Raw genomic sequence first — 23,048 nt, 5'->3', positions numbered from 1 at the left:
CGACGTACGCCCAGCTGATCGAAGCCAAATTGAGCAGCAGCGTGCGGCTGGCCTGATTCAGGCGAGCTGCCAAGTGTGGCGCCTGGTCGAGACCACCTGTCGATCCGAGCAGCGCGGCGCCGAGCTGGTCAACGCCAGGAAGCCTGAGCGGTATGCGGCCGACCTGACGGGGCCGCGCTACCGATCTGCGTGAGGTACGACTGGTCTGGTCAAGGCCTGCAGCAGATCTGAGCAACGTGCACCCGCGAAGTCGAGGAGTTCTGCGGCCGGGACAGCTTGTCTCCCCACATGGCCATCCTCGGGAGCGTTCTCCCCGGGTCGGCGCGACCCGTGGCGCGCGATGATCAGCCGTCTCCGCAGCGATTCCTGATCGCCTCAACGATTCACCTTCCGCGGCCCGCCGAAGTTCCTGGCTCACCATTCACCAAGGGCCGCCCTCGCGAGCGACCGACCCCTGACCCTCCGACTCGCCGCCTCATCACGCCGTCGGTTCCCTCCCGGACATGGTGCCGCGGCGCAGTTGTCCACAACTTGTTCCCAGTGTGGACAACTCGCTCAACGAGCCGATTTTGTCGGTGGGGGCCAGTAGAATGGAGCAGGGCAGTCCCCCCAGGGAGTGGTGGGGGATTCCTGTACCTCACCAGCGGGCGGGGATCCACTTCGGACTGGTCCACATCGGACGTTCGGTCGCGGTGGAGCGGACGCCCACGAGAGGCGGGCGAGCCGAAGAGGCGGGGTGACGAACGCGGCAACCGAAGGCAGGCGAGTCGCCCGAGGAAGTGCGGTAGACGGCGTGAGGAGCGCGGCACAGCGAGTAGCTGGGAGTGCGAGCACAGAAGGCTGAGCCGCGGGGCAGATCATCGGGCGGGTGTCTGCACAACTGCAACCTGCAATCGGCCGGCGTCAGCAGAAGGGCGTGGCCGAGCGCACAGGGCACGCAGATCGCGCGAGCGGCCACGCGGCCGAGTCCCGAACGTGATCCAAGCCAAACCCGGGTCGAAACCCCGCAGACCTGCGCGAAAGTCCTCCGGCCCCTGCACACCAGGGCGAGATTCCATAACGAACCGTGCCGAGGTGAACGCAAGGGGTATGTGGTCCGTGTTACGCCACAGAGGACGGATGCAGCCGATCGCGTGAATGGCGGGAAACCGGCGTCACGAGGTCCCGGGCTGATCATCTCCTTGCCGACCAGTTCGCAGGGCGCGAACGACGGAGGACACACCAGGAGCAGCCGTGCAGACCGACGCCGTACACCAGACCCAGTTCGTGTTGCTGAACGAGAGCACCACGCCGGTGCTGTCCCGCCTGTCCTACCAAGCCGCGGAGCCGTTCGCGGTCACCGTGGCGTTCCGGACCGAGCGGGGGCGCTGGATCGAGTGGACGTTCGCGCGTGATCTGCTCGTGACCGGGCTCGAGGAGCCGGCCGGGCTGGGCGACGTGCGGATCCGGCCGGACCTGTCGGAGGACCCGGCGATGGTGACGCTGGAGATCGAGTCACCCGACGGGTACGCGTCGTTCGAGCTGGAGCGCGAGGACCTCGAGACGTTCCTGGAGTCGTCCTACGAACTCGTGCCGCTGGGCGCCGAAAGCGAGAAGTTCGACATCGAGGGGCTGATCGAGGAGATCAGCAACGTGTGAGGAACAAGCCTGCCGATCCCGCGGCACGCAAGAAGGAGAAGGGCGGATCGAGTGCTCTGGAGGCACTCGATCCGCCCTTCTTCGTTGCGCGAGGAAAATCAGCCGCGGACGAGCGTGGTGCCCGTCGCCGACAGCGCGGTGGTGACCGGGAAGTAGTACGTGTTCACGGTGTCACCACCCGACAGCAGGCCCTGCGCCTGGTTGCCGGAGATGAACGAGCCGCCCGAGTCGCCTGAGTCGGAGCGGGCATTGGTGAGCACCATGCCGGTCACCGTGCCCTCGGGGTAGCGCACGGTCTGGTTCTTGGCGCGGATCGTGCCGCACGTCCAGCCCGTGGTGGAGCCCGACTTGCAGACGGAGGCGCCCACGGCAGCGGCCGTGGAACCGCTCACGCGGGTGCCGTTGTTGATCTGCCCGACGGGGGTCCAGTTGCTGTTCACGCGGGCGTACGCGTAGTCACTGCCCGGGAAACGGTAGCTGGAGAACGAGCCCATCGCCACGCGGTTGTAGCCGCTCAGCGGGCCGGCGCCCGTCAGGGCCGCGCAGTGGCCGGCGGTGAGGAAGCCGCCATTCACCGAGAAGCCGACGGAGCAGCGCGACGAGCTGCCGATGTAGTACGCGTCGCCGCCGAGCACGTTGTAGTGCAGCCGGGGCGCGGTCGCGGTCTCCGTGACCTCGACCGAGGAAACGTCCACACCGGACTGCTTCGCGTACGACTGAGCCGCCGCGGCCTGTCCCTTGAGGACGGTGATCGTCACGCGGTTGTTCGCCGGGTCCACGCCCCAGGACGTCACGGCCTGCGGAGCGGACTTCTCGCCCGCGTTCAGCTTGGCGACGTTCGAGTCGAGCTGCCGCTCGCTGAATCGCACGACCTGCGCCTCCGCGCCCGCCGCACGCACCTTGTCCACCAACGCCGCGTCGGTCACGGCCACTCGCGCCTTGCCCGTCGCCGCGTCGAAGCTGAGGCCGCCGAACTTGTCGCCGAGCGACTGCTGCAGCGCCTGGCCCACCTTCGTCGCGGAGTCCTCGGCCGCGAGCCGGGCCAGGGCCTGGCTGTGCGTGAGGCCGAGGTCGCGTTGCATCGCCGGCACCATGTCGGGGTTCAACGGTGCGGCACCCGCAGCCGGGCTCGTGACCGCGGCCATCGTGCCCGCCGTCGCGGCAGCGACTGCGGCGACACCGAGGAATCTGATGATCTTCATGCTTCTCCCTCGCTGATTACGCGCGGCTCCGGTGCGGCCACGCGGCGCATCCCTCCCCCGGGGTGAGAGCGTGCAGGGCGCTCCAACCCGCTGCAATAAGGGCGCAGGGCGGATAGGTATACCCAATCCCCCTGGCCGAACGCCCTGCTCCAGACGCCGTAACGGCCCGATCCAAGGTCCGGGGACCGTCCATAAGTAGGGATTCCGGCAACTACTTTGCGTAGCGATTATCGCATCCGGAACGTGTTATACGTCCCGGGAACGATTGGCGAACCGAGGTTTCGTACGCATGGTGATCCCGCACCGAAGATCCGTCTGCCAACCGGTGACGGTGCGTACGCAGACGTGTGAGCGGGGTGCCCAGGTGCAGGTCGTCGGCTGGTTTACGGGTGCGGAAACGCTGCTTAGGCTCCCGGCGAAACGGACAAGCGCGCAGGGAGGTCGACGATGTGGCAGGCCGTCCCCCGCCCGACTTCGGTCACCGTGCGCACCGGGCCGACGGCTTTTTCAGGGCGCGACCACGAGCTCACGACCATGGTCGAGGTGCTGGGGCACCGGCCCGCCGCCGCGCTCGTGGAGGGCGAGCCGGGGATGGGCCGCAGCCGGGTGCTCGCCGAGCTGGCGCGGCGGCGCGAGTTCGCCGGCGGACGGGTGCTGCGCGGGACCTGCCAGCCGTTGCGCGAACCGTTCCCGTACGGACCCGTGCTGGAGGCGTTGCGGGCAGCGGGCGACCAGCCGCTCGGGCCGCTGAGCCCCGTCGCCGGCGTGCTGCGGCCGTTGCTGCCGGAGCTGGCCGACCAGCTGCCGCCCTCGCCCGAACCGCTGGACGACCCGGGTGCGCAGCGGCACCGCGTGTTCCGCGCCGTGCGGGAGCTGCTCGTCGCGTGTGGTCCGACGATCATGCTGGTCGACGACCTGCAGTGGGCCGACGAGGGCACGGGTGACCTGATGCGGTTCCTCGCCGCCGACCTGCCGCCGGAGCTGGCCGTGGTGGCCGCGTACCGCAGCGGGCCCGAGCCGTGGCCCGGCCCGCTGGGCGCACCGGTGCGGGCGGCGCCGACGGTCCACACGGCCCGCGTCGCGCTCGGGCCGCTCGACGTTGCGGCGGTGCGCGCGATGGCCGCCGACGTGCTGGAACTGCCGCGGATCAGCGATGAGTTCGCGGTGAAACTGCACGAGTGCACGGGTGGCATTCCGTTCGTGGTCGAGGAAACGGTGCGCGCGCTGCGGAGCGCGCCGCTGCCCGCGGGCGAAGGGCTCTCCGACCGGCTGCTGGAAAACCTCGAGGTGCCCGCTCCGCTGCGTGAGTCCGTGACCGAACGGCTGGCCGCGTTGCCGGAACAGGCGGCGCAGCTGACGCGAGCGGCCGCGGTGCTGGCGGTGCCCGCCGAACCAGCGACGCTGGGTGACGTCGCGGGCCTCGGCGCGGAGTCGCTGCGGGCGGCGCTGCTCGCCGCGCTGGGCGGCGGCTTGCTGGCCGAGCTGGGCGAAAACCGGTACGGCTTCCGGCACCCGCTCGCGCGCAAGGCCGTGTACGACGCGGTGAGCGGCCCCGAGCGAACGCTGCTGCACACCGAGGCGATGAGGGTGCTCGACGCGCTCCCGTCGCCACCGTCGTTGCTGCTCGCGCAGCACGCGCACGCGGCCGGGCGGACGCAGAAGTGGCTTTGCTATGCCGAAGCGGCGGCCGACGAAGCGATCGCGCACGGCGAAACGTCGCGGGCCATCGACCTGCTGCAGGCGGCACTGCCGGCGGCGGACGACGTCGGCCGGCTCGCGACGAAGCTCAGCGAGGTCGCGCTGCGCGGCTTCCGGCCGGACGTGATCGAAACGCTGGAGGGCGTGCTGGAAGACCGGCCGCTGCCGCCGGCCGTGCGCGGAACGATCCGGCTTTCGCTGGGCATGCTGCTGGTGCGGACGATCGGCCGGCTCGAACGCGGGCGCGAGGAGGTGGCCCGCGCCGTCGCCGAGCTCGTGGACCGGCCGGAGGTGGCCGCGCGCGGGATCACCCTGCTGGCACAGCCGATCGACGGCCTGACTCCGCTTTCCTGGCACGAGCGCTGGACGCGGCGCGCGCGGGAAGTCCACTCCGGACTGACGGACCCCGAGCTGCGGCTGGCGCTGACCGTCGACCGGATCGCGAGCGCCTCGCACCTCGGCGACGGCACGGCGTGGGCGGAGTTCGAGGCGCTGCCGGACACCGGGGAGAGCGTGGCCGAGCGTGTGCAGCTCGCGCGGTTGTGGTGCAACCTGTCCGACGCTCAGTCTTGGGCCGGGCACCTCGACCGCGCCACGCGGCTCGCCGAGGAGGGCTCGCGACGCGCGACGGACGCCGGCGCGCTGTACGCGATCGGCCTCGTCCAGGGCACGCAGGCGCGGCTGGCGTGGTTCCGCGGCGAGTGGGACGGCCTCGTGGAAACGGCCGAGGACGTGCGCTCGCGGTACCCCGAACTGGGGCCGATCGTGATGGAAACGTCGCTCGTGCTCGGCGGGCTGGCCGCGGTGCGGGGCGAATTCGCTGTGGCGCAACAACATTTGGCACGGGCTTCGGTGCACTCGCCGGGTGACGGGCCGATCCCGGTGGTGCTCTGCGCCGCGTCGGTGCTGATCGGGGTGCTCCTGGCGGGTGACGACGTGGCGGGCGCGTGCTCGGTCGCGGACGTCGCCGTGGACGCCGCGCGCCGCAAGGGCGGCTGGGTGTGGGCGGCGTCGTTGGTGCCCGCGGCTGCGGATGCGTACACGCGCGCAGGCCGGTGGTCCGACGCGGACGCTTTCGTGGAGGAGTTCGCGCGAGGCGTGGCCGGGCGGGATTCGCCGCTGGCGGTCGCTTCGCTGCGCGCGGGCCGCGCCGTCCTGACCGCCGCGCGGGGCAAACACCTCGCGGCTGCAGCGGTTTTCGATTCGGCGGCTGCTGCTTACGCGGCTTTGCCGATGCCGTACTTGGCCACGTCGATGGCCGAACGGGCTGCTTGCCTGCGACTGCTGGCGGGTCAGCGTCCGGCGGTGGACGCGCTGGCTTCGGCGGCTGCTGCGTTCGAGCAGCTCGGGGCTACACGGGATGCGGGGCGTTGTCATCATCTCTTGCGTTCACACGGGGCTTGGGCGCCTTCGCAACGCGGGCGGCGCGGGTACGGACGGGAGTTGTCGCCGCGGGAACGGGAGGTCGCCCGGATGCTCGCGGAGGGCCGGACGAACCGCGAGATCGCGGACGGGTTGTTCCTCTCGCCGCGCACGGTGGAGCAGCACGTGGCGAAGGTGTTGCGGAAACTGGGGGCACGGGCGCGGACGGATGTGGCGCGGCGTCTTTCGGCTGATGGTGCTGCTGCGGTGAGTTGATGTGTTTGGTTGGGTTGTTGGAAGAGGTAGGGCCCGACGTTTTCGGGGTGCTGTGGGTAGGTGATGCGGAGAGCGGCTGGTTGTCGGGGCGTGGTGGGGCGTGTGGCAGCTGGTGGGGATCGGTGTGTCAGCTCGTGGCTCGCGCCCGCGGTTGGTGCAGGCTGTTCCGTGCTCGGAGATCGGTGTGGTAGTCGGCTAGTACCTGGCGGAGCATGTGGCGTCGGCTCCGCGCGGCGTTGCATGGAGATCGCGGTGGTACCGATGACTCGAACTTGGTTGGGGGCACAGCTCCGCGGCCGCTGCGGTGACTGGTGACTCGTACCTTTGCCGACAACGCGGCAACAGTTTTGCGCAGCGCTGCAAGAAGACCGCCGCACTACTGGTGACTTGCACCTGGCAGGCATGTGGCATCGGCTCCGCGCGCCGCTGCACGGAGATCGCCACGCTACCCATGGCCCGTGCCGGGCGGAGCATGCGGCATCTGGGTCGTGCTGGCGCTTGCCGAACCTGCGGTCGCCGGCGGCGTCGTTTCGGGACCCAGTCGCGAAGTGTGGATCGCATGGGCTGCGCGGTTTTTCATTCAAGCCGTCCTTTGTCGGTCGGTTCTGACGTTTTCAGTGTGTTGCGGCGATACCGGCGCCGCAACCGTGGTGTCGCAGTTGTCCACACGGCGGCCGAGTTGTGGACAACTGGGCGGTGTGGTGGGCCGGTTCGGGGGTTCTGTCGTATCCCCCCGGTAGACTGGGCATGGGACGCCCCCCTTGGGAGGGCGGGGGTGTCTGCAAAGACTTTCGGCCTTGTTGCCGGGCGGGCACGACTCTCGTTGATCACGTGATTGTCGGCGGGTTCGACCCCGACGCTGGCCGCGGTCGCGGTGCCGCCGGGTCGCGGTCCTTCACCTCGGTCGGGGAATGGGCCGCTGATTCTCGCAGCATGTCCTGGCAAATCTGGTCGGCTAAACGCTGTGCGGCACTCGTCAACACGGGCGGCGCCGAACGCACCTGCTCGTAGCGATAACCACGAAGACGCCGTCGTGGCCGGGTAACGCCAGATCCCCTTCGGAAGCGGTGAGGTCTCCCGGTTCGAGCTGCTACTCGACACGATGGATCTGATCACCGCCGGCACCCCCACATGCTGGGCCCCTGCACACATCGGACACGTCATCCGCAGTATCGCCTAACCCGGATTTTCCTCCCGCGTCCGCACCTGGACCGGCCTGCGAAACCTCGACACCAGCGCTCTGCGCCGCACCGGCTGGGCCGGTCCACCATCGCCGCCGGACTACGCAAGATGACCGGCAACCCCACCTAGGCGCTCACCCCCGAACAACACAACACCTTTGCCGGACATCCGTGGGGAGGGCGGGGGCTATCTGGCCGGTGCGGAAAAATCGCCGCGGCGGTGAGGGGGCGGCGGGGCGACAATGGGCGCCATGGTGGACATCGAGTTGGTGCGGGGCGACATCACCGCACAGGAAGTCGACGTGGTGGTCAACGCGGCGAATTCGTCGTTGCTCGGTGGGGGTGGGGTGGATGGCGCGATTCACCGGAAGGGTGGGCCCGAGATTCTGGCGGAGTGCCGGAAGTTGCGGGCCGGGCACTACGGCAAGGGGTTGAAGGCCGGGCAGGCCGTGGCGACGACGGCGGGGCGGTTGCCCGCGCGGTGGGTCGTGCACACGGTGGGGCCGGTGTGGTCTCAGACCGAAGACCGGTCGGGGGTGCTGGCGGATTGTCATCGGAATTCGCTGGCCGTGGCGGCGGAGCTGGGGGCGGCGACGATCGCGTTCCCGGCGATTTCGACGGGGGTCTACCGGTGGCCGGTGGAGGATGCGGCGCGGATCGCGATCGGGGCGGTCAACGACGCTGACACCAGCCGGTTCAGCGTTGTGCGGTTCGTGTTGTTCGACGAGAGGGCGTACGACGCGTTCCGCGACGCCTTACCGTGAGCGGCATGAGTTCAGCGGAGCTGCCCGCGTGGCGGCGGAGCACGGCGGGCGAGACGAGGTGGCCGGCGGCCGGCGTGGTGGTGGGGACGCTGGCGTTGCAGGTGGTGTTGCCCCACCAGCTGTTGCCCGGGTGGTTGCTGCCGACGCTGTCCGGGCTGCTGATCGTCGCGCTGCTGCTCATCAACCCCGGGCGGATGGGTGAGTTCAGCAAGGTCGAGCGGATCGTGTCCTTGGTCTTACTGGCGCTGGTCAGCGTGACCACGGCCGCGTCGGCGGTGCGGCTGGTGCTGGGGATCGTGCAGGGGACGTTCGGCGGGCACGCGGCGCAGGTGCTGGTGAGCGGCGCCATCGTGTACTGGACGAACGTCGTCGTCTTCTCGTTGTGGTACTGGGAGTTCGACCGCGGCGGCCCGGCGCGGCGGGCGCTCGGCCGGGCCGAGTTCCCGGACCTGCTGTTCCCGCAGATGGACAGCCCCGAGCTCGCGCGCCGGGACTGGGAGCCCCGCTACGCCGACTACCTGTACCTCTCCTTCACCAACTCCACGGCGTTCAGCCCCACCGACGTGATGCCGCTGCGGATCTGGGCGAAGCTGACGATGATGGCGCAAGCCGCGGTGTCGCTGCTGCTCGCGGTGCTGGTCTTCGCGTGGGCGGTCGGGGCGTTGCAGGGCTGAAAACGCCTGGCCAAGCCGCCCGAAGCCAGGTATACACCAAGCATGCACAGACCAGAACCGCCCTACTACGCAGTGATCTTCACGTCCCGCCGCACCGAAGGCGACAACGGGTACGGCGAGCGCGCCGCGATGATGTCGGAACTCGCCGCCCGGCAGGACGGCTACCTGGGCGAGACGTCGGTGCGCGACCCGTCCGGGCTGGGCATCACCGTCTCCTACTGGCGCAACGAAGCTGCCATCGCCGGGTGGCGCAAGAACGTCGAGCACACCGAATCCCGACGACAGGGCCGCCGGGATTGGTACGAGGAGTACGACGTGCGCGTCGCCCGCGTCGAACGCTCCTACGCGTTCAGCCGCGGCGAGGGGGCTCCCCCGGAAGAGGAGCCCCCGAACGGGGTCAGTGCCGCGTCATCGTGAAGCTCTGGCCGTCGGAGCCGATGGCGCTCGGGCTGAACGTGCCGGTGCCGCGGTCGTCGGCGTCGAGGCCTTCGGGACTGGTCGAGGCGAGGTTCTGGCCGTTGAACTTCACGCCGGTGAACGAGATGCCGCCGGAGATCGTCGGGTAGGAGTCGGTGGGCGACTCGATGATGGCTTCGGCCGAGGAGTGCTTGGAGGTCAACGACTTGCTGATCGTCTTCGACCAGCCCTTGGTGGTGTCGCTGATGTCCAGCCGGTAGGTGTTCGTCCCGGTGCGCGTGACCGTCGCCGAGATGTGGTCGCCCGCGCTGACCGGGGCGGACGAGGACGAGTAGTACACCGGCGCGGCCGGGTACATCTCGTACCAGGCCTGGTAGACGGGCCGGCCGCTGGAGCAGTCGGTGGCGACGCCGGTCTGCTCCACAGTGGACGATCCGTCGCCGTCGATGCCGACCCACGGCGCGAACAAGTCGTTGCTGGACCGGCAGGTCACCGACGGTTCCGTCCAGCTCGCGGTCGCGGTCGTGAAGCTCCCGAAGCTCACGTAGCCGCCCCAGTTACCGCCCGAGAAGTTCTGGCCGTGGAACGAGCCGAACGACGGCGTGCTGACCGTGGCGACGCCGGCCGCGGCCGCCAGGCTCGCCGCGGCAGCAGCCGTGACGGCCAGGACCCGCGCGGTCCGTGAGGAGAGAGGCGAGTTCATGCGAATCCAATCTGATCACCGATGGGGACTCGGGGTGTTACAGGCGGTGCGCACCGGTAACAGTGTTGGATCCGCGTGACCAGGCGGGTAGCTACTTTCGAAGGGTCTTCACATCTCGGGAACCGTTCACCAGATTGTCCCAATTTTCCCTTGTGTGCACGGAAGTCCGTGACGGCCGCCCTGGGAAGGCAGAGCGGCCGTCACGGCTGGGCCCGTCCTCCGCGCGGAAGGACGGACCCGCGTGGGTCACCGCGCCGAGCGCGTGAGCGCGGTGTCCACGAACCTGGTGGTGTAGGTCTGCGAGAGGTCGACCCGGTCCTTCCTGGGCTTCACGTTGCTCGACGACGCGCCGAGCACGTTCAGCACGTTCCGCGCGCCGGCCGGGTCCATGCGGCCGTCGGCGGTGAACATCGGCAGGCTGTCGCGCAGCGACTTGACGTACAACGCCTTGTCCCCGCCCGCGAACGACGGCGGCATCACGTCGGCGACCTGCTCCGGCGTGTGGTTCTTGAGCCACCGCAACGAATCCACGTACGCGTTGGCCAGCTTCTGCACGACGTCCGGGTAGCGCTTCACGATCTCGCAGCTCATGTACAGCGAGCTGGCCGGGTACAGCCCGCCGAGCGCCGCGCGCGTGCCCTCGACCGTGCGCATGTCGTAGAGGATCTTGGCCTGGCCGGTGTTGGTGAGCTGCGCGATCGTCGGGTCGGTGGTCATGCCGGCGTCGATGGACCCCTGCTGCAGCGCGGAGATGAACGTCTGCCCGGCCCCGACCTTCACCGGCGTGTAGTCCTTGCTGTCCACCCCACCACGGCTCGCGAGCGCCTTGGTGAGGAAGTCCGTGGACGAACCCAGCGACGTCACGCCGAGGTTCTTGCCGCGGAAGTCCTGGCCGGAACGGAGTTCGCCCGCCTTCGCGGTGGCGACCATCTCTGCCTCACCCGGGACGTTCGAGAACTGCACGACGCTCGTGATGCACTGCTCCTTGGCCTGCAGGTCGATGGTGTGGTCGTAGAACCCGACCACGCCCTGCACCTCGCCGGCCAGCAGCGACGTCTCGGCGTTCGCACCCGAGGGCTGGTCGAACAGCTCGACGTCGAGCCCCTGCTTCTTGTACTCACCCAGCTGCTGCGCGAGCTGCCCGGGCAGGTAGATGACCTTCGAGATGCCGCCGATCATGATCTTGATGTGCGGGGTCCCGCCGCTGCCCAGGTCGATGTAGCGCGAATCGCGGCACGCCGTGACCCCGGCGAGGGTCACCAGCAGCGCGGCCGCGACAGCAACCGTCCTCTTGAGACGCATCAGATCACCGCGCCGGCCTGGGCCGTCATCTGCGGACGCCAGCGCAGCAGCCGCGACTCGGCGGTGCTGATGCCCCACTCCGCCAGCAGCGCCACGACGGTGACGATGAGCATGCCCGCGTAGACGCCGGCCGTGTCGAACGTGCCCTGCGCGTTGGCGATGATGAAGCCCATCCCCGCCTTGGCACCGGTGTACTCGCCGACGACCGCGCCGATCAGCGCGAACCCGAACGCCACGTGCAGCGAAGACAAGATCCACGACGTCGCGCTCGGCAGCACGATCGACCGCAGCACGGCCCAGCGCGAAGCACCGAGGATGCGCGCGTTGTCGATCAGGTTGCGGTCCACCTCACGAGCGCCGGTGAAGGCGTTGAAGAACACCGCGAAGAAGACGAGCACCACGACCGTCGCGACCTTCGACGACATGCCGAGGCCGAACCAGATCACGAACAGCGCGGCGAGCACAATGCGCGGGAGAGCGTTGGCAGCCTTGATGAACGGCGCCAGCACGTCGGCGAGGTACTGGCTGCGGCCGAGCACGACCCCGAACAGGACGCCGAGGATCGCGCCGAGCACGAACCCGAGCACGGCTTCTTCCACCGTGGTCAGGATCTGGTACCAGATGGAGCCGAAGTCGGTGCCGACGGTGAACCACTCGACGAGCCGGGCCCAGATCTTCGACGGCATCGAGTAGAAGAACGGGTCGATCCAGAAGCGGCCGGCGAGTTCCCAGCTGCCCAGCCACACGACCACGATCGCCAGCCGCAGCAACCAGATGTTGCGCCGGCGGGCCTGGGACTTCAGCTTCTGCCGGGCGATGATGCTCGCTTCGTCCTCGATGCGCGGGTTCGGGTTGGACGGCGGGACGATCAGGTCAAGCGACACCGGTCGCTCCCTTCTGGCGGGCCTTGTCGACCTCACCGCGCAGCGATTCCCAGATGTCGGAGTAGATCGAGCGGAACTCCTCGGTCAGCCGCAGGTCCTCGACCTTGCGCGGGCGCTCCAGCGGGATCTCGAAGACGTCCTTCACCGTCGCCGGGCTCGTGGTCAGCACGACGACCTTGTCGGCGAGCGCGATGGCCTCGTCGAGGTCGTGGGTCACGAAGATGACGGCCGCGCCGGAACCGGACCACAGGCGCAGCAGCTCGTCCTGCATCAACGCGCGGGTCTGCACGTCGAGCGCGGAGAACGGCTCGTCCATGAGCAGGATCTTCGGTTCCGTGACCAGCGTCTGCGCGAGGGCGACGCGCTTGCGCATCCCGCCGGAAAGCTGGTGCGGGTAGTACTTCTCGAAGCCTTCGAGCCCCACGCGGCCGATCCAGTCGCGGGCCTTCGTTCGGGCGTCCTCTTTGGACACGCCGCGGAAGCGCGGGCCCGAGGCGACGTTGTCGAGCACCGAGCGCCACGGCATCACGGCGTCGGTCTGGAACACGTAGCCGACGCCGTCCGGGATGGACCGCACTTCGGTCCCGTTCACGCGCACGCTGCCGGCCGAAGCGGGCTGCAGGCCGGAGACGAGTGAGAGCGTGGTCGACTTACCGCAGCCCGTCGGGCCGACGACGGCGACGAACTCGCCCGGCCGCACGGTCATGGTCAGGTCGCGGACCGCGGTGTGCACGGATCCGGAGCCGCTGGGGAACCTCTTGGTCGCGCGTTCGAGCTCGATCAGGGGTGGGGCCATCGTGGTGACTCCTTCGTCACGGTGGGGACTGCGACGCAGGTTAAGAGCGCATCAAGACGGCGGGAAGCTTGTCGACGTTTCGCGTGCGCTCTGCTCGTTCTCCACGTTTTGCTCGTTTAGCGCACGGCTCTGAGCTGGGGGTATGTTGCCTGGCATGCCGAAGTGGGCGTTGTTCGAACGCATGCGGTTCACCCGCCAGGTCCTGCTGCTGCAGATCGGTGTGGTGGTGCTCGTGGTGGGCCTCGGCGTCTTGCTCGTGAGCTTGCTGCTGCGCTCGACGCTGACGGAGCAGTACGGGTTGCGTGCGCTGGCGATCGCGAAGTCGGTGGCGGCCGATCCCGTGGTCGTCGAAGGGGCGGCGGCACGACGGCAGGGTGGCGCGCTGGAGGAACGCGTCCAGGCGGTGACGAAGGCGAACGACGCGTTGTTCGTGGTGATCACCGACGACCACGAGATCCGGCTGGCGCACCCGACTCCGAGCGAGGTGGGCCGGAAGGTCAGCACCCCCGCGGAAGCGCTGTCCGGTCAGGACGTGGTCAGCGCGGTGCAAAGCGGCACGCTGGGTCTTTCGGTGCGCAGCAAAACACCGATCTGGCAAGGCGAACGGGTCGTCGGCGAGGTGAGCGTCGGGTTCGAAGTCGCGACTCTGACGGGGGACTTGAACCGGCTGCTGCTGATCACGCTGGCGTTCGCGGCGGGCGCGCTGCTGCTCGGCGCCGGCGCGTCGGCGCTGCTCAACCGGCGGCTGCGGCGCGTGACGCACGGGCTCGAACCCCACGAGCTGACCGAGCTCCTCTACGAACGCGAAGCCGTGCTGCACGGGATCAGCGAAGGCGTGCTGGCGGTGGACGGGACCCAGCGCGTGTCCGTGCGCAACGGCGAAGCCGAGCGGCTGCTCGGGATCAACCTGCCGGTGGGTGCCCAAGTGGAGGAGCTGGACCTGTCGCCGCGCGTGCGCAAGGCGGTCGAGGAAGGCCAACCGGTGGACAACCTCCTCGCGGTGGCGGGAAACCGCGTGCTGGTGGTGAACTCGCGCGCGGTCCGGCGCGACGATCGCGCGCTCGGGACGGTGCTGACGTTTCGCGACCGCACCGACCTCGACACGCTCAGCCGCGAGCTCGACGGCATCCGCTCGCTGTCCGACGGGCTGCGCGCGCAGCGCCACGAATTCGCCAACCGGCTGCACACGCTGTCCGGGCTGCTGCAGCTCGGCCACCACGCGGAGGCGGAGGAGTACCTGCAGACGCTCACGGAAACGACGTCCGCGCGGTCGTTGCCGCTGCGCGGGGACGCGGTGACGGACCCGTACCTGCAGGCGTTGCTGGTGGCGAAATCCGAGCAGGGGCTGGAAAAAGGCGTGGAGCTGAAGCTGGCCGACGACTCGTTCGTGCGCGGTTCGGTGACCGATCCCGTCGCCGCGGGGACCGTGATCGGCAACCTCGTGGACAACGCGCTGCACGCCGCCCGCATGGGTCCGCGCCGGCCGGCGACGGTGGAGGTCGGGCTGTTCGCGGACGGGACGGCGCTGCACGTGTCCGTTGTGGACAGTGGGCCGGGCGTGCCCGCACCGGTGCGGCTGAACCTGTTCGACGAGGGGGTGTCGACGAAGCTGTCGCCCGGGCACGGGCTGGGCCTGGCGCTCGCCCGCCAGGCCGCTCGCGCGCGCGGCGGAGACGTGTGGCTCGCCGATCCCGGAGAAGACTCGTCGGGAGCATTGTTCGTCGCAAAACTGCCTGATCTGCTCGTGGAGGCCGACTCGTGATCCGCACGCTCATCGTCGACGACGACTTCCGCGTGGCGGGGGTGCACGCGGGGTTCGTGGCGGAGACACCCGGGTTCACCGTCGCCGGGATCGCGCACACCGCCGCCGAGGCCCGCGCCCGGGTGCGCGAGCTGGCGCCCGATCTCGTGCTGCTCGACGTGTACCTGCCGGACGAGCCCGGGCTGTCGCTGCTGCCCGAACTCCAGACGGACACCATCGTGCTCTCCGCCGCGACCGACGCGGCCTCCATCACGTCCGCCATCCGCGCCGGCGCGCTGAACTACCTGATCAAACCCTTCACGACGCGTCAGCTGGCCGAACGGCTCACCGCGTACGCCCGCTACCGCGGCCAGGTCACCACGGAACGGCCGTTCACCCAGGACGACGTCGACCGCGCCTACCGCGCTCTCCACGACCAGGACCGCACGACGTCGCCGAAGGGCCAGTCGAGCGCGACGGCCCGGCTCGTTTCGGAGCAGCTGCGCAGCTCAGGCGCACCGCTGTCGGCCGCGGAGATCGCCGGCGAACTCGGCATGGCGCGCGCGACGGCGCAGCGGTACCTGACCGCACTGGCCGAATCCGGCGCGGTGGAGATGCGCCTGCGCTACGGCGCGACGGGGCGGCCGGAGCACGAGTATCTCTGGCTCGGCTGAAACCCGCCGGTCAGCGGCGGGACATGCGGTTCGCCAGGTCGATCCACGGCTTCCACTGCGCCAGGTACTGGTCGAACTCCGTCGCGGCCTGGGACTTCGCCGAGGCCGCGGGCTTGGTGTCCGCGCGGGCTTCGTCGTCGGTTCCGTCCGAGGTGGATTTGTGGGTCGTCGCGGCCGAACGCGGGGTGGTGGCCTGCGTGGTGTCGTGCGATTTGACCGTGGTCTGGTGGTGGTCCGGCACGGGCACGTACACGGTCACCGGGGCCGCCGGCGGCGCCGGAGCGGGCGACGGGGCAGGGGCGGGAGCAGCCGGCTGCTGCGGAGCGACGAGGGCGACGCGCTGGTCGTTCGGCGCGGCGACGTCGTCGGAGGACTTGCCGAGCAGGCGGCCCGAGAAGAGGCCGCCGGCGAGCCAGCCGAGGGCCAGCAGCGCGAGGGCGCCGGTGCCGCCGACCCACGCGCGCGTGCGGCGGCGGGTCACGACGGCGCGGGGCCGCGTGTCGACCGGCGCGAGGACGGCGGCGCTCGCCCCGTCGCCCGCGATCGGGATCAGCGCCGGCACCACCGGGATCGGCTGCGTGTCCTCCGGACTGCGCCGCCCGCGAGGCAGGCTCGCCGCGATGATGCCCGTGCGGTCGAGCAGGTCATCAGCGGGCGTAGTCGCACGTCGCTCGGCGGTGCGAAGCATCGGGGGAACCTCCGGGGTACGGGCACACGGATGGACGTGAGCATTCTGGTGCATTTCCGAGGGATTCGTAAGAAAGGCAACTCCATTGGGTGAAGATGACTTTCGGCTACCCGTTCAGTTCTTGCCCATCCGTTTGAAGCCCAGCCGGGTCAAAGTCGCGAGCGGACGCTGATACGCGGAGCCGAGCACGCGCGGGATGGCGTCGATGACGTACGCGTCGGGTCCGATGAGGATCCGGGCCGACCGCCGTTCGATGCCGCGGATGATCGTTTCGGCGGCCTTCTTCGGTGTGGTCATGGCAATTTTCTCGAAGCCGGCCGCCGCGGCCTCCTGGTCGCCGCCGCTGCCGCCGCGCGCGTGGCGGGCGATGTTGGTCTTGATCCCGCCCGGGTGCACGCAGCTCACGGCGACCGGATGCCGGGCGGCGAGCATTTCTTCCCGCAACGCCTCGGTGAATCCGCGAACGGCGAACTTCGCCGCGTTGTACGCGCTCTGAGTGGGCACGCCGACGAATCCGAACACGCTCGAAATGTTCACCAGGTGCCCGTCGCCCGAGCCGATGAGGTGCGGCAGGAACGCCTTGGTGCCGTTGACCACGCCGCCGAGGTTGACGCCCATCAGCCAGTCGTAGTCCTCGAACGTCATGTCCTCGACGGTGGCGCCCAGCGCGACGCCGGCGTTGTTGACCACGACGTTCACCCGCCCGAAGGTCTCCGCCACGACGTCGGCGTGAGCGAGCACGGCCGCCCGGTCGGCGACGTCGAGGGCGTAGCCGCGCACGTCGACGCCCAGCGCCTCGGCGCTCTCGACCGTGCCGGCGAGGCCGTCTTCGTCCACATCGGACAGTGCGAGCCGCGCACCGCGGGCGGCCAGCCCGAGCGCGAGCGCGCGGCCGATGCCCGAGCCCGCTCCGGTGATGACCGCGACCTTGTCGGTGAACTCCTTCATCGCCGCTCCCCTCCTCGCGTGCGCCAGGTTTTGGATACTAGTGGCGCGGGCGATCTTCGGGAGGACGGATGCGGCGGGCGCGGGTGGTGGCCGTGGTGGGCGCGGTCGTGCTGCTGGGCGCGACCGGGACCGTCGTGGCCGTCGCCGGGCACCGGGCGGCACCAGCGCCCAAGACCGGCCCGCCTGACGAGGCGGCCGTCGGCGCGCTGTTCCTCAACGGTTCCCACTACTGCACCGCGAGCGTCGTCGACAGCGCCCGCGGCGACGAGCTGCTCACGGCCGCGCACTGCCTCCACGACGGCTCGGGCGGCGCCTACCTCACGGGCGTCACCTTCGCGCCCGGCTTCCACGACGGCGTCGCGCCGTTCGGGTTCTGGGCTGTCGGCGACGAGCTCGTGGCTCCTGGCTGGGCCGACGACTCCGACCCCGACCTCGACGTCGGCTTCGCCACCGCCCACCAGGGCACGGCCCGGATCGAGGACGTGACGGGGGCGAACCGGCTGGCCACGAACGGGCCGTTCGCGCGGCCCGTGACCGTGACCGGCTACCCGGACGGCTCGGACACGCCCGCCGTCTGCGCCACGACGACGGCGCGGCAGGACACCTACCAGCTGCGCGTCGACTGCCCCGGCTTCGCGACCGGGACCAGCGGCGGGCCGTGGGTGACGCAGGCGGACCCGCGCACGAAGCTCGGCACCGTCGTCGGCGTGATCGGCGGTTTCCAGACCGGCGGCGACACCGACGACGTGTCGTACTCGAGCTACTTCGACGACGACGTCACCGCGCTGTACCGGCAAGCCACCTCGCGTCCGTGACGGGTGATGGCGGATGATGCGGCGTATGAGCGAGCCCCTGCGCGACGTGCCCATCACCGGCGAACCGATCCGGCTCGGCCAGTTCCTCAAGCTGGCCGGCCTCGCCGAGGACGGCGGCGACGCGAAGGACCTCATCGAATCCGGTGAGGTCAAGGTCAACGGCGAGGTCGAGACGCGCCGCGGCCGCCAGCTCTCCGACGGCGATGTCGTCGCCGTCGGCGGTGACCGCGGGCGCGTGGCGCTGGCGCGCTAGTCGACGCTCGTCAACGGCGGCAGCCCGAGCCGCAGCGCCAGCGAGTCCAGCCGCCGCCGCACGGCCGCCCGGAGGGGCACGCCCAGCGCGCGGCACTGCTCCAGGTACTGCGCCTCCCGCCAGCCCGGGTAGCGGATCGGCGAGCCGCTCTCCCAGCCGAGCATGCTGCCGAAGAGCGCGCTGGCCGCGCGGTAGAAGCCGTCGGCGCTGCGCAGCGTGGTGGGGGCGATGGCGAGCACGAGCAGGCCCGTGTCGTTGTCGTGGTCGGCCACGCCGGACAGCACGCCCGCGAGCACGTCGACGAGCAGTGCGAAGCCGGCGAACTGCGGACTGCGCGCGGCGTCGGCCAGGTCGACGTCGAGCACGAACTCCGGGTACGCGCCGGCGGGCGCGGCCATGCCGAGCGGGTGCCCGGGGGCGGCGCCGGCAGCCATGACCAGGCCGATCATGCCGTGGGGCAACGCGCGCGCCGCGTGGTGCCCGACGCGCCCGAACGGCCCGACGCCCCGCAGCGAGATCAGCCCGACGCCGAAGCGCCCGGCGCGCACGACAGCGCGGTCCATCGCGTCGCCGACGGCCCACAGCCCCGGACCACGGCGGTAGTCCACCAGCGCGGCGGCCCCGCGGTCGGCGATCAGCAGCGGTTCGGCGCGCGGCGCGACTTCGCCGTTTTCCAAGCTGGGCAGGTGGATCCGCGTCAACTCGGCGACGCCGGTGTCGGGGGAGCCCGTGAGATCGCCGTGGCACAAGGCTTCCGCGGCCGCGCGGGCCCGGTGGTCGGGGAAGTCGTGGGCCACCAGGATCAGGGAAACCAGGGTGACCAGTTCGTCGGCCGGTACTCGTTGCCAGACCTGTTCGGGAATCGGTGTGTCGTCAGGGACTTCGGTGGTGGCGGCGGTGCGGGCGGGACGCAGCGAACGTGGTCTGAGGGGCACTTCATCGAGACTGCCCAAGGGGTTCGGACGACGTCAACGAACATGGCCCGACAGTGTGATGAGGTCCGCCGCAGACACGTACCCTGAACGGCATGTGCCGAAACATCACGACGCTGCGCGGCCTCCAGCCCGCCGCCACAGCGGAAGAGATCGAAGCGGCGGCGCGCCAGTACGTGCGCAAGGTGACCGGCGTGCAGTCGCTTTCCGACGCCACGCGCGAACCGTTCGAAGCGGCCGTCGCCGAGATCGCGGAGATCACCACGCGGCTGCTCGGCGAGCTCCCCGACCGGCGCCAGCCGCCGGCGACGGTGCCGCCGCTGCGCCGGCCGGAGGTGCGGGCGCGGATGGCGCTGAAGAAGGCCTGACCCCTGAAAAAATCATGGCCCCGGCTCGACGGCCGGGGCCACGCACGCGCGGAAGCGGAGGGATTTGAACCCCCGGTAGGTTTCACCCTACGGACGCTTTCAAGGCGTCTGCATTCGGCCGCTCTGCCACGCTTCCCTGTCGGTCAGGGTATCGCGCCGGTTGTCCAGGTCGTCCAGGTGTTCGAGGACACGGCCGAACGCGGCGCCGACCACGGCCTGCTCCTCGGGGGACAGCAGGTCGATGAGGTGTTCGCGCGCGCCGCGCAGGTGCGTGGGCGCGGCCTCGTCGAGCAGGTCCTGGCCAGCCTTCGTGAGCTCGGTGATGACGCCGCGCTTGTCGTCGGGGTCGGCGCAGCGGTGCACGAGCCCGGCGAGCTCCAGCTTGCTGACCTGGTGGGAGAGCCGGCTCTTCGTGGAGCCCAGCTGGTAGGCGAGCTCGGACATCCGCACGCGCTTGTCCGGGCTGAGGTTCAGGCAGACGAGCACCTCGTAGTCGGCGAGCGACACCCCGTGGCCGTCGGTCAGCTCCCGGTGCAACCGCTGCCGCAGGCGCAGCGACGCGACGATGTAGGCCTGCCACGCGTCCCGCTCGACGCCGGTCAGCCAGCGTACGGCCTGCTCGTCGCTCATCCGTGCAGCGTAGAAGGCGCACCCGACCTGCACGCAGTCCGGGACCGCAGTCGCGGGTCGCGATGAAAAACCCGGTGAAACTTCCCCCGAAGGAGGATTACGAAAAGGTTGAGCTTCGGCGCGAAGAAGCGCATCCTTCTTGTCAGCGGATGGGCTGATCGGGTATCAGGCGGGCCGCAAGGGTCACGCCGAGACCGACCTCCCGACCGGGAAGGCCAGGTGGTGGCATGGCAGGTAGTCCCAGCGGTTGACCACCCGCTGTGTCCCCGCGGCCGGCACGGACCACGTACCGGATCGGTCGCGACTGTGAACAGCACGAGTGGGCATCTACGGTGCGCTCGGCAATTCTCTCGCGCATCCGGCGTCGAATCGGCGCTGTTATCTCATCGCGGCCTCGGCACCGCGACGGCACCGCCGGACGCCGGCCCGGCCGGTGGGCAACCGCCATCAACAGAAGAACCTCGGTAGTACCTGGGTGCGGCTCGCAGCGCATGAGCCGCACCCAGGCTCGTGTCCGGAGCCCGCGGCCCACGCCCGGATGGCCGCCCGGCTCGCCCGTTACGCTTCCGCTGTGCAATTCGACGACGACGCTGGGCTGGACGCTTCCGAGGTCCAGGACCTGCGGGGCAGTGGCGGCGGTGGCGGCGGCATCGGCGGCCGCGTGGCCCTCGGCGGAGGCGGGATCGGGCTGGTCGGCCTGGTCATCTACTTCCTGATCTCCCAGTTCGGCGGCGCGAGCCTCGGGTCGAGCAGCGCTTCGAGCGGCCTCGGGCTCGGCAACGTGGGCTCGGGCCAGCAACTGGAGAGCACCACGCTCGCGCAGAAGTGCCACACGGGCGCCGACGCGAACCGGGATCACGACTGCGCGATCGTCGCGATCATCAACTCCGTCCAGGACTACTGGTCGCAGGAGTTCGCGCGCTCGGGTGAGACCTACCGGAAGGCGCCGACGCGGTTCTTCACCGGCGGCGTGCGCACCGGGTGCGGCAGCGCGACTTCGGACACCGGGCCGTTCTACTGCCCCGCCGACTCCGACGTGTACATCGACCTGTCGTTCTTCGACGAGCTGAAGACCCGCTTCGGCGCGCAGGGCGGGCTGTTCACGGAGGCGTACGTGCTCGCCCACGAGTACGGCCACCACGTGCAGAACCTCACCGGCACGTCCAAGCGCGGCACGGGCACCGGCCCGACGTCCGGCTCCGTGCGCCTTGAACTGCAGGCCGACTGCTACGCCGGCGTCTGGGCCAACCACGCGTCGACCACGCCGACGGAATCGGGCAAACCACTGGTCCAGAACATCACGCAGGACGACGTCGCCAGCGCCCTCGACACCGCCTCGCGCATCGGCGACGACTACATCCAGTCGAAGCTGGGCAGCGGCAGCGTCGACTCGTCGAGCTTCACGCACGGCACGTCGGCCCAGCGCGAGAAGTGGTTCACCACGGGCTTCACCAGTGGCCAGCCCGCGCGCTGCAACACGTTCAGCACCAACAACCTGGGCTGAACCCCGCGCGAAAAGGGCGCCCCTCCGGACCGGCAGGGGCGCCCTTCGCTGTGTCAGGCAGCGGCGATCGCAGCCCGGTGCGCGGCCTTGTGCTTGGCCGCCTTGCCGGGCTTGCCCGGTGCCACGCCGTTCACGCTCTCCGTGCTCGTCGCGTACACGCCGAGAGCCCACGCGAGCCCGTCGGAGTTGCGGTCGAGCGCGACGCGGTCGACGTTGCCCAGGTTGTCGCACGCCTGGTGGTAACACGGGTCGAACGCGACGCCCGCCGTGCCGCCCCACTTCGCGGCCTGGCCCGACGTCTTGAGCACCTCGGCGCCCGTGTCCAGCCCGCCGGCCGGGATGCCGGCGGCGATGAACTCGCCGTAGTCCGAGCGGCCGGTGAAGTCCGTGCCCTCGACGGGCACGCCGCGGCCGGTCAGGTAGTCGACGAACGTCTTCTCGATCTGCGCCGAACCGTACGGGCCGGGACCGGCGCCGACGTGGTCGGAGTCGTCGCCGTCGTAGGCGAAGTAGCCGGCGTTCGGCGAGCCGATCATGTCGAAGTTCAGGTACAGCGCGAGGTCCAGCTGCTGCTCGAAGCTCAGCGAATCGACGTAGTAGGTGGACCCGATGAGCCCGAACTCCTCCGAGCTCCAGAAGCCGAACCGCACAGCGTTGTTCACCTTCGGCTGCGACCCCAGCTGCAGCGCGGTCTCGAGCAGCGCCGCCGAACCCGAGCCGTTGTCGTTGATGCCCGGACCCGCGGGCACGCTGTCGAGGTGCGAGCCGAGCATCACGACGTTGTCCTTGCGGCCCGTCTTCGTCTCGGCGATCACGTTGTAGCTGGTGCGCGCTTCCTGGAAGGTGCGCAGCTCCAGCGTCACGGTCGCGCCGTCCTTCGCCGTGAGCGCCTGGCCGTCGGACTGGGACAGACCACCCGTGGGGATGCGAGCGCCGGCCGGGTCGCCGAGTGTTCCGTTGAGCGGGCCGGGTTCGTTGTTGTAGATGAGGGCGCCGATCGCGCCCGCGTCGGCCGCGGCCTGCTGCTTCTGCGCGAACGGGCACGCGCCGCGCGAAACCAGCACGATCTTGCCGGTGATGCCGCTGTAGTCGCTCGCTTCGCAGCCCGGGGTGGCGTCGCCCGGGACGACGGCCAGCTGCGCGGTGACGCCGCCGACCGGCGTCGACGGGGTGTACTCCATCGCGATCACGGGCACGTCGGTGCCGTCGACGGCGAGCTTCTCGGCGAGGGTTTCGTTGTAGGTGAAGGGAAACTCCTGCCGCGTCACCGTGAAGCCCGCGGCTTCGAGCTTCGTCGCGACGTACTCGGCCGACTTCTTGTGCCCCTCGGTGCTGGCCGCGCGGGTGCCGCCGTTGGCGTCGGCGATGCGCTGCAACGCGATCAGGTGCCGGTTGACACCGTCGAGCGTCACCTTCTTCGTGAGCTGCTTGGCCAGGGCGAGGTCGTCGCTTTTCGCGGCCGCGGCCGGTGCGGAAGCCAGCGCCAGGGTTGCGCAGGCGGCCAGAGCCACCGGCAAGATGCGTCTCTTTCGGGTGATTTGCATGGTTGCTCACCTTTGTTCGCCCGGCTCGAAAGGTCAATGCGGCATTCGGCGGAG

At 70.1% G+C, this 23,048-nt stretch carries 21 protein-coding genes and 1 tRNA gene; 11 read left to right on the top strand and 11 right to left on the bottom strand.

All coding sequences use genetic code 11. The annotated features are described in order from the left end of the window. The first annotated feature begins 1,233 nt into the window (after positions 1–1,233). Positions 1,234–1,638: an SsgA family sporulation/cell division regulator gene (locus ACIA77_RS35420; RefSeq protein ID WP_395890419.1), complete on the top strand. Its 405-nt coding sequence runs from the start codon at positions 1,234–1,236 to the stop codon at positions 1,636–1,638. Between the two features lie 98 nt (positions 1,639–1,736). On the opposite strand, the gene ACIA77_RS35415 is transcribed toward ACIA77_RS35420, so the two are convergent. Then, positions 1,737–2,840 (bottom strand): S1 family peptidase, encoded by a 1,104-nt coding sequence (locus ACIA77_RS35415; RefSeq protein WP_395890418.1) that lies wholly within the window; start codon positions 2,838–2,840, stop codon positions 1,737–1,739. 447 nt (positions 2,841–3,287) lie between these two features. Here ACIA77_RS35415 and ACIA77_RS35410 point away from each other — a divergent pair, with 447 nt between their 5' ends. The 4 genes from ACIA77_RS35410 to ACIA77_RS35395 all read left to right on the top strand — a co-directional run bounded on the left by ACIA77_RS35410 (position 3,288) and on the right by ACIA77_RS35395 (position 9,212). After that, a complete protein-coding gene (locus tag ACIA77_RS35410) occupies positions 3,288–6,176 on the top strand; it encodes an ATP-binding protein (protein ID WP_395890417.1) in 2,889 nt (962 codons plus the stop codon). 1,423 nt (positions 6,177–7,599) lie between these two features. Further along, on the top strand, positions 7,600–8,121 hold the full coding sequence (locus ACIA77_RS35405; RefSeq protein WP_395890416.1) for an O-acetyl-ADP-ribose deacetylase: 522 nt from the start codon (positions 7,600–7,602) through the stop codon (positions 8,119–8,121). Between the two features lie 5 nt (positions 8,122–8,126). Further along, positions 8,127–8,795: a hypothetical protein gene (locus ACIA77_RS35400; protein ID WP_395890415.1), complete on the top strand. Its 669-nt coding sequence runs from the start codon at positions 8,127–8,129 to the stop codon at positions 8,793–8,795. Positions 8,796–8,837: 42 nt separating this feature from the next. After that, entirely contained in the window at positions 8,838–9,212 is a 375-nt protein-coding gene (locus tag ACIA77_RS35395; RefSeq protein WP_395890414.1) for an antibiotic biosynthesis monooxygenase family protein, read from the top strand. Here the strand turns inward: ACIA77_RS35395 and ACIA77_RS35390 are convergent. The 4 genes from ACIA77_RS35390 to ACIA77_RS35375 all read right to left on the bottom strand — a co-directional run bounded on the left by ACIA77_RS35390 (position 9,193) and on the right by ACIA77_RS35375 (position 12,897). Then, positions 9,193–9,915: a G1 family glutamic endopeptidase gene (locus ACIA77_RS35390; RefSeq protein ID WP_395890413.1), complete on the bottom strand. Its 723-nt coding sequence runs from the start codon at positions 9,913–9,915 to the stop codon at positions 9,193–9,195. The two genes, ACIA77_RS35395 and ACIA77_RS35390, sit on opposite strands and share 20 nt — an antisense overlap. Before the next feature lie 246 nt (positions 9,916–10,161). Further along, on the bottom strand, positions 10,162–11,217 hold the full coding sequence (locus ACIA77_RS35385) for an ABC transporter substrate-binding protein (RefSeq protein ID WP_395890411.1): 1,056 nt from the start codon (positions 11,215–11,217) through the stop codon (positions 10,162–10,164). Further along, complete coding sequence (locus ACIA77_RS35380) at positions 11,217–12,038, bottom strand: ABC transporter permease (protein ID WP_395890480.1); 822 nt, start codon at positions 12,036–12,038, stop codon at positions 11,217–11,219. Before ACIA77_RS35380 ends, ACIA77_RS35385 begins: the two co-directional genes overlap by 1 nt. A 52-nt stretch (positions 12,039–12,090) precedes the next feature. Continuing rightward, positions 12,091–12,897 (bottom strand): ABC transporter ATP-binding protein, encoded by an 807-nt coding sequence (locus ACIA77_RS35375; protein WP_395890410.1) that lies wholly within the window; start codon positions 12,895–12,897, stop codon positions 12,091–12,093. 181 nt (positions 12,898–13,078) lie between these two features. On the opposite strand from ACIA77_RS35375, the gene ACIA77_RS35370 reads away from it, so the two are divergent. Continuing rightward, positions 13,079–14,659 (top strand): ATP-binding protein, encoded by a 1,581-nt coding sequence (locus tag ACIA77_RS35370; RefSeq protein ID WP_395890479.1) that lies wholly within the window; start codon positions 13,079–13,081, stop codon positions 14,657–14,659. Continuing rightward, complete coding sequence (locus tag ACIA77_RS35365) at positions 14,656–15,312, top strand: response regulator (RefSeq protein WP_395890409.1); 657 nt, start codon at positions 14,656–14,658, stop codon at positions 15,310–15,312. The genes ACIA77_RS35370 and ACIA77_RS35365 overlap by 4 nt, the downstream gene beginning before the upstream one ends. A 10-nt stretch (positions 15,313–15,322) precedes the next feature. Here the strand turns inward: ACIA77_RS35365 and ACIA77_RS35360 are convergent, their stop codons facing one another. Both ACIA77_RS35360 and ACIA77_RS35355 read right to left on the bottom strand, forming a co-directional pair. After that, a complete protein-coding gene (locus ACIA77_RS35360) occupies positions 15,323–16,000 on the bottom strand; it encodes a hypothetical protein (protein WP_395890408.1) in 678 nt (225 codons plus the stop codon). A gap of 114 nt (positions 16,001–16,114) precedes the next feature. Beyond that, the gene (locus ACIA77_RS35355; protein WP_395890407.1) at positions 16,115–16,948 is read right to left on the bottom strand and encodes an SDR family NAD(P)-dependent oxidoreductase; all 834 of its coding nucleotides are present in this window, start codon (positions 16,946–16,948) and stop codon (positions 16,115–16,117) included. Between the two features lie 68 nt (positions 16,949–17,016). On the opposite strand from ACIA77_RS35355, the gene ACIA77_RS35350 reads away from it, so the two are divergent. Next, the gene (locus ACIA77_RS35350; RefSeq protein ID WP_395890406.1) at positions 17,017–17,763 is read left to right on the top strand and encodes a trypsin-like serine peptidase; all 747 of its coding nucleotides are present in this window, start codon (positions 17,017–17,019) and stop codon (positions 17,761–17,763) included. Positions 17,764–17,788: 25 nt separating this feature from the next. Beyond that, a complete protein-coding gene (locus tag ACIA77_RS35345; protein WP_395890405.1) occupies positions 17,789–18,016 on the top strand; it encodes an RNA-binding S4 domain-containing protein in 228 nt (75 codons plus the stop codon). Here the strand turns inward: ACIA77_RS35345 and ACIA77_RS35340 are convergent. Next, positions 18,013–18,951, bottom strand: a complete 939-nt coding sequence (locus ACIA77_RS35340; RefSeq protein ID WP_395890404.1) for an Ldh family oxidoreductase — start codon at positions 18,949–18,951, stop codon at positions 18,013–18,015. The two genes, ACIA77_RS35345 and ACIA77_RS35340, sit on opposite strands and share 4 nt — an antisense overlap. A 92-nt stretch (positions 18,952–19,043) precedes the next feature. Here ACIA77_RS35340 and ACIA77_RS35335 point away from each other — a divergent pair, with 92 nt between their 5' ends. Further along, positions 19,044–19,316, top strand: a complete 273-nt coding sequence (locus ACIA77_RS35335; protein WP_395890403.1) for a DUF2277 domain-containing protein — start codon at positions 19,044–19,046, stop codon at positions 19,314–19,316. Between the two features lie 49 nt (positions 19,317–19,365). Here ACIA77_RS35335 and ACIA77_RS35330 read toward each other — a convergent pair. Together ACIA77_RS35330 and ACIA77_RS35325 are read right to left on the bottom strand one after the other, a co-directional pair. After that, positions 19,366–19,452: transfer RNA gene (locus tag ACIA77_RS35330), tRNA-Ser, on the bottom strand. After that, positions 19,416–19,946, bottom strand: coding sequence for a MarR family winged helix-turn-helix transcriptional regulator (locus ACIA77_RS35325; protein ID WP_395890402.1), 531 nt, complete (start codon positions 19,944–19,946; stop codon positions 19,416–19,418). The genes ACIA77_RS35330 and ACIA77_RS35325 overlap by 37 nt, the downstream gene beginning before the upstream one ends. A gap of 571 nt (positions 19,947–20,517) precedes the next feature. Here ACIA77_RS35325 and ACIA77_RS35320 point away from each other — a divergent pair. Beyond that, positions 20,518–21,450, top strand: a complete 933-nt coding sequence (locus ACIA77_RS35320) for a neutral zinc metallopeptidase (RefSeq protein WP_395890401.1) — start codon at positions 20,518–20,520, stop codon at positions 21,448–21,450. Positions 21,451–21,503: 53 nt separating this feature from the next. Here ACIA77_RS35320 and ACIA77_RS35315 read toward each other — a convergent pair whose 3' ends face one another. Continuing rightward, complete coding sequence (locus ACIA77_RS35315; protein ID WP_395890400.1) at positions 21,504–22,994, bottom strand: M28 family metallopeptidase; 1,491 nt, start codon at positions 22,992–22,994, stop codon at positions 21,504–21,506. Positions 22,995–23,048 lie beyond the last annotated feature (54 nt).

The sequence above is a fragment of the Amycolatopsis sp. NPDC051903 genome (genome assembly GCF_044452505.1).
Classification (GTDB): Bacteria; Actinomycetota; Actinomycetes; order Mycobacteriales; family Pseudonocardiaceae; genus Amycolatopsis.
This window is presented reverse-complemented; position numbering and strand designations above follow the sequence as displayed.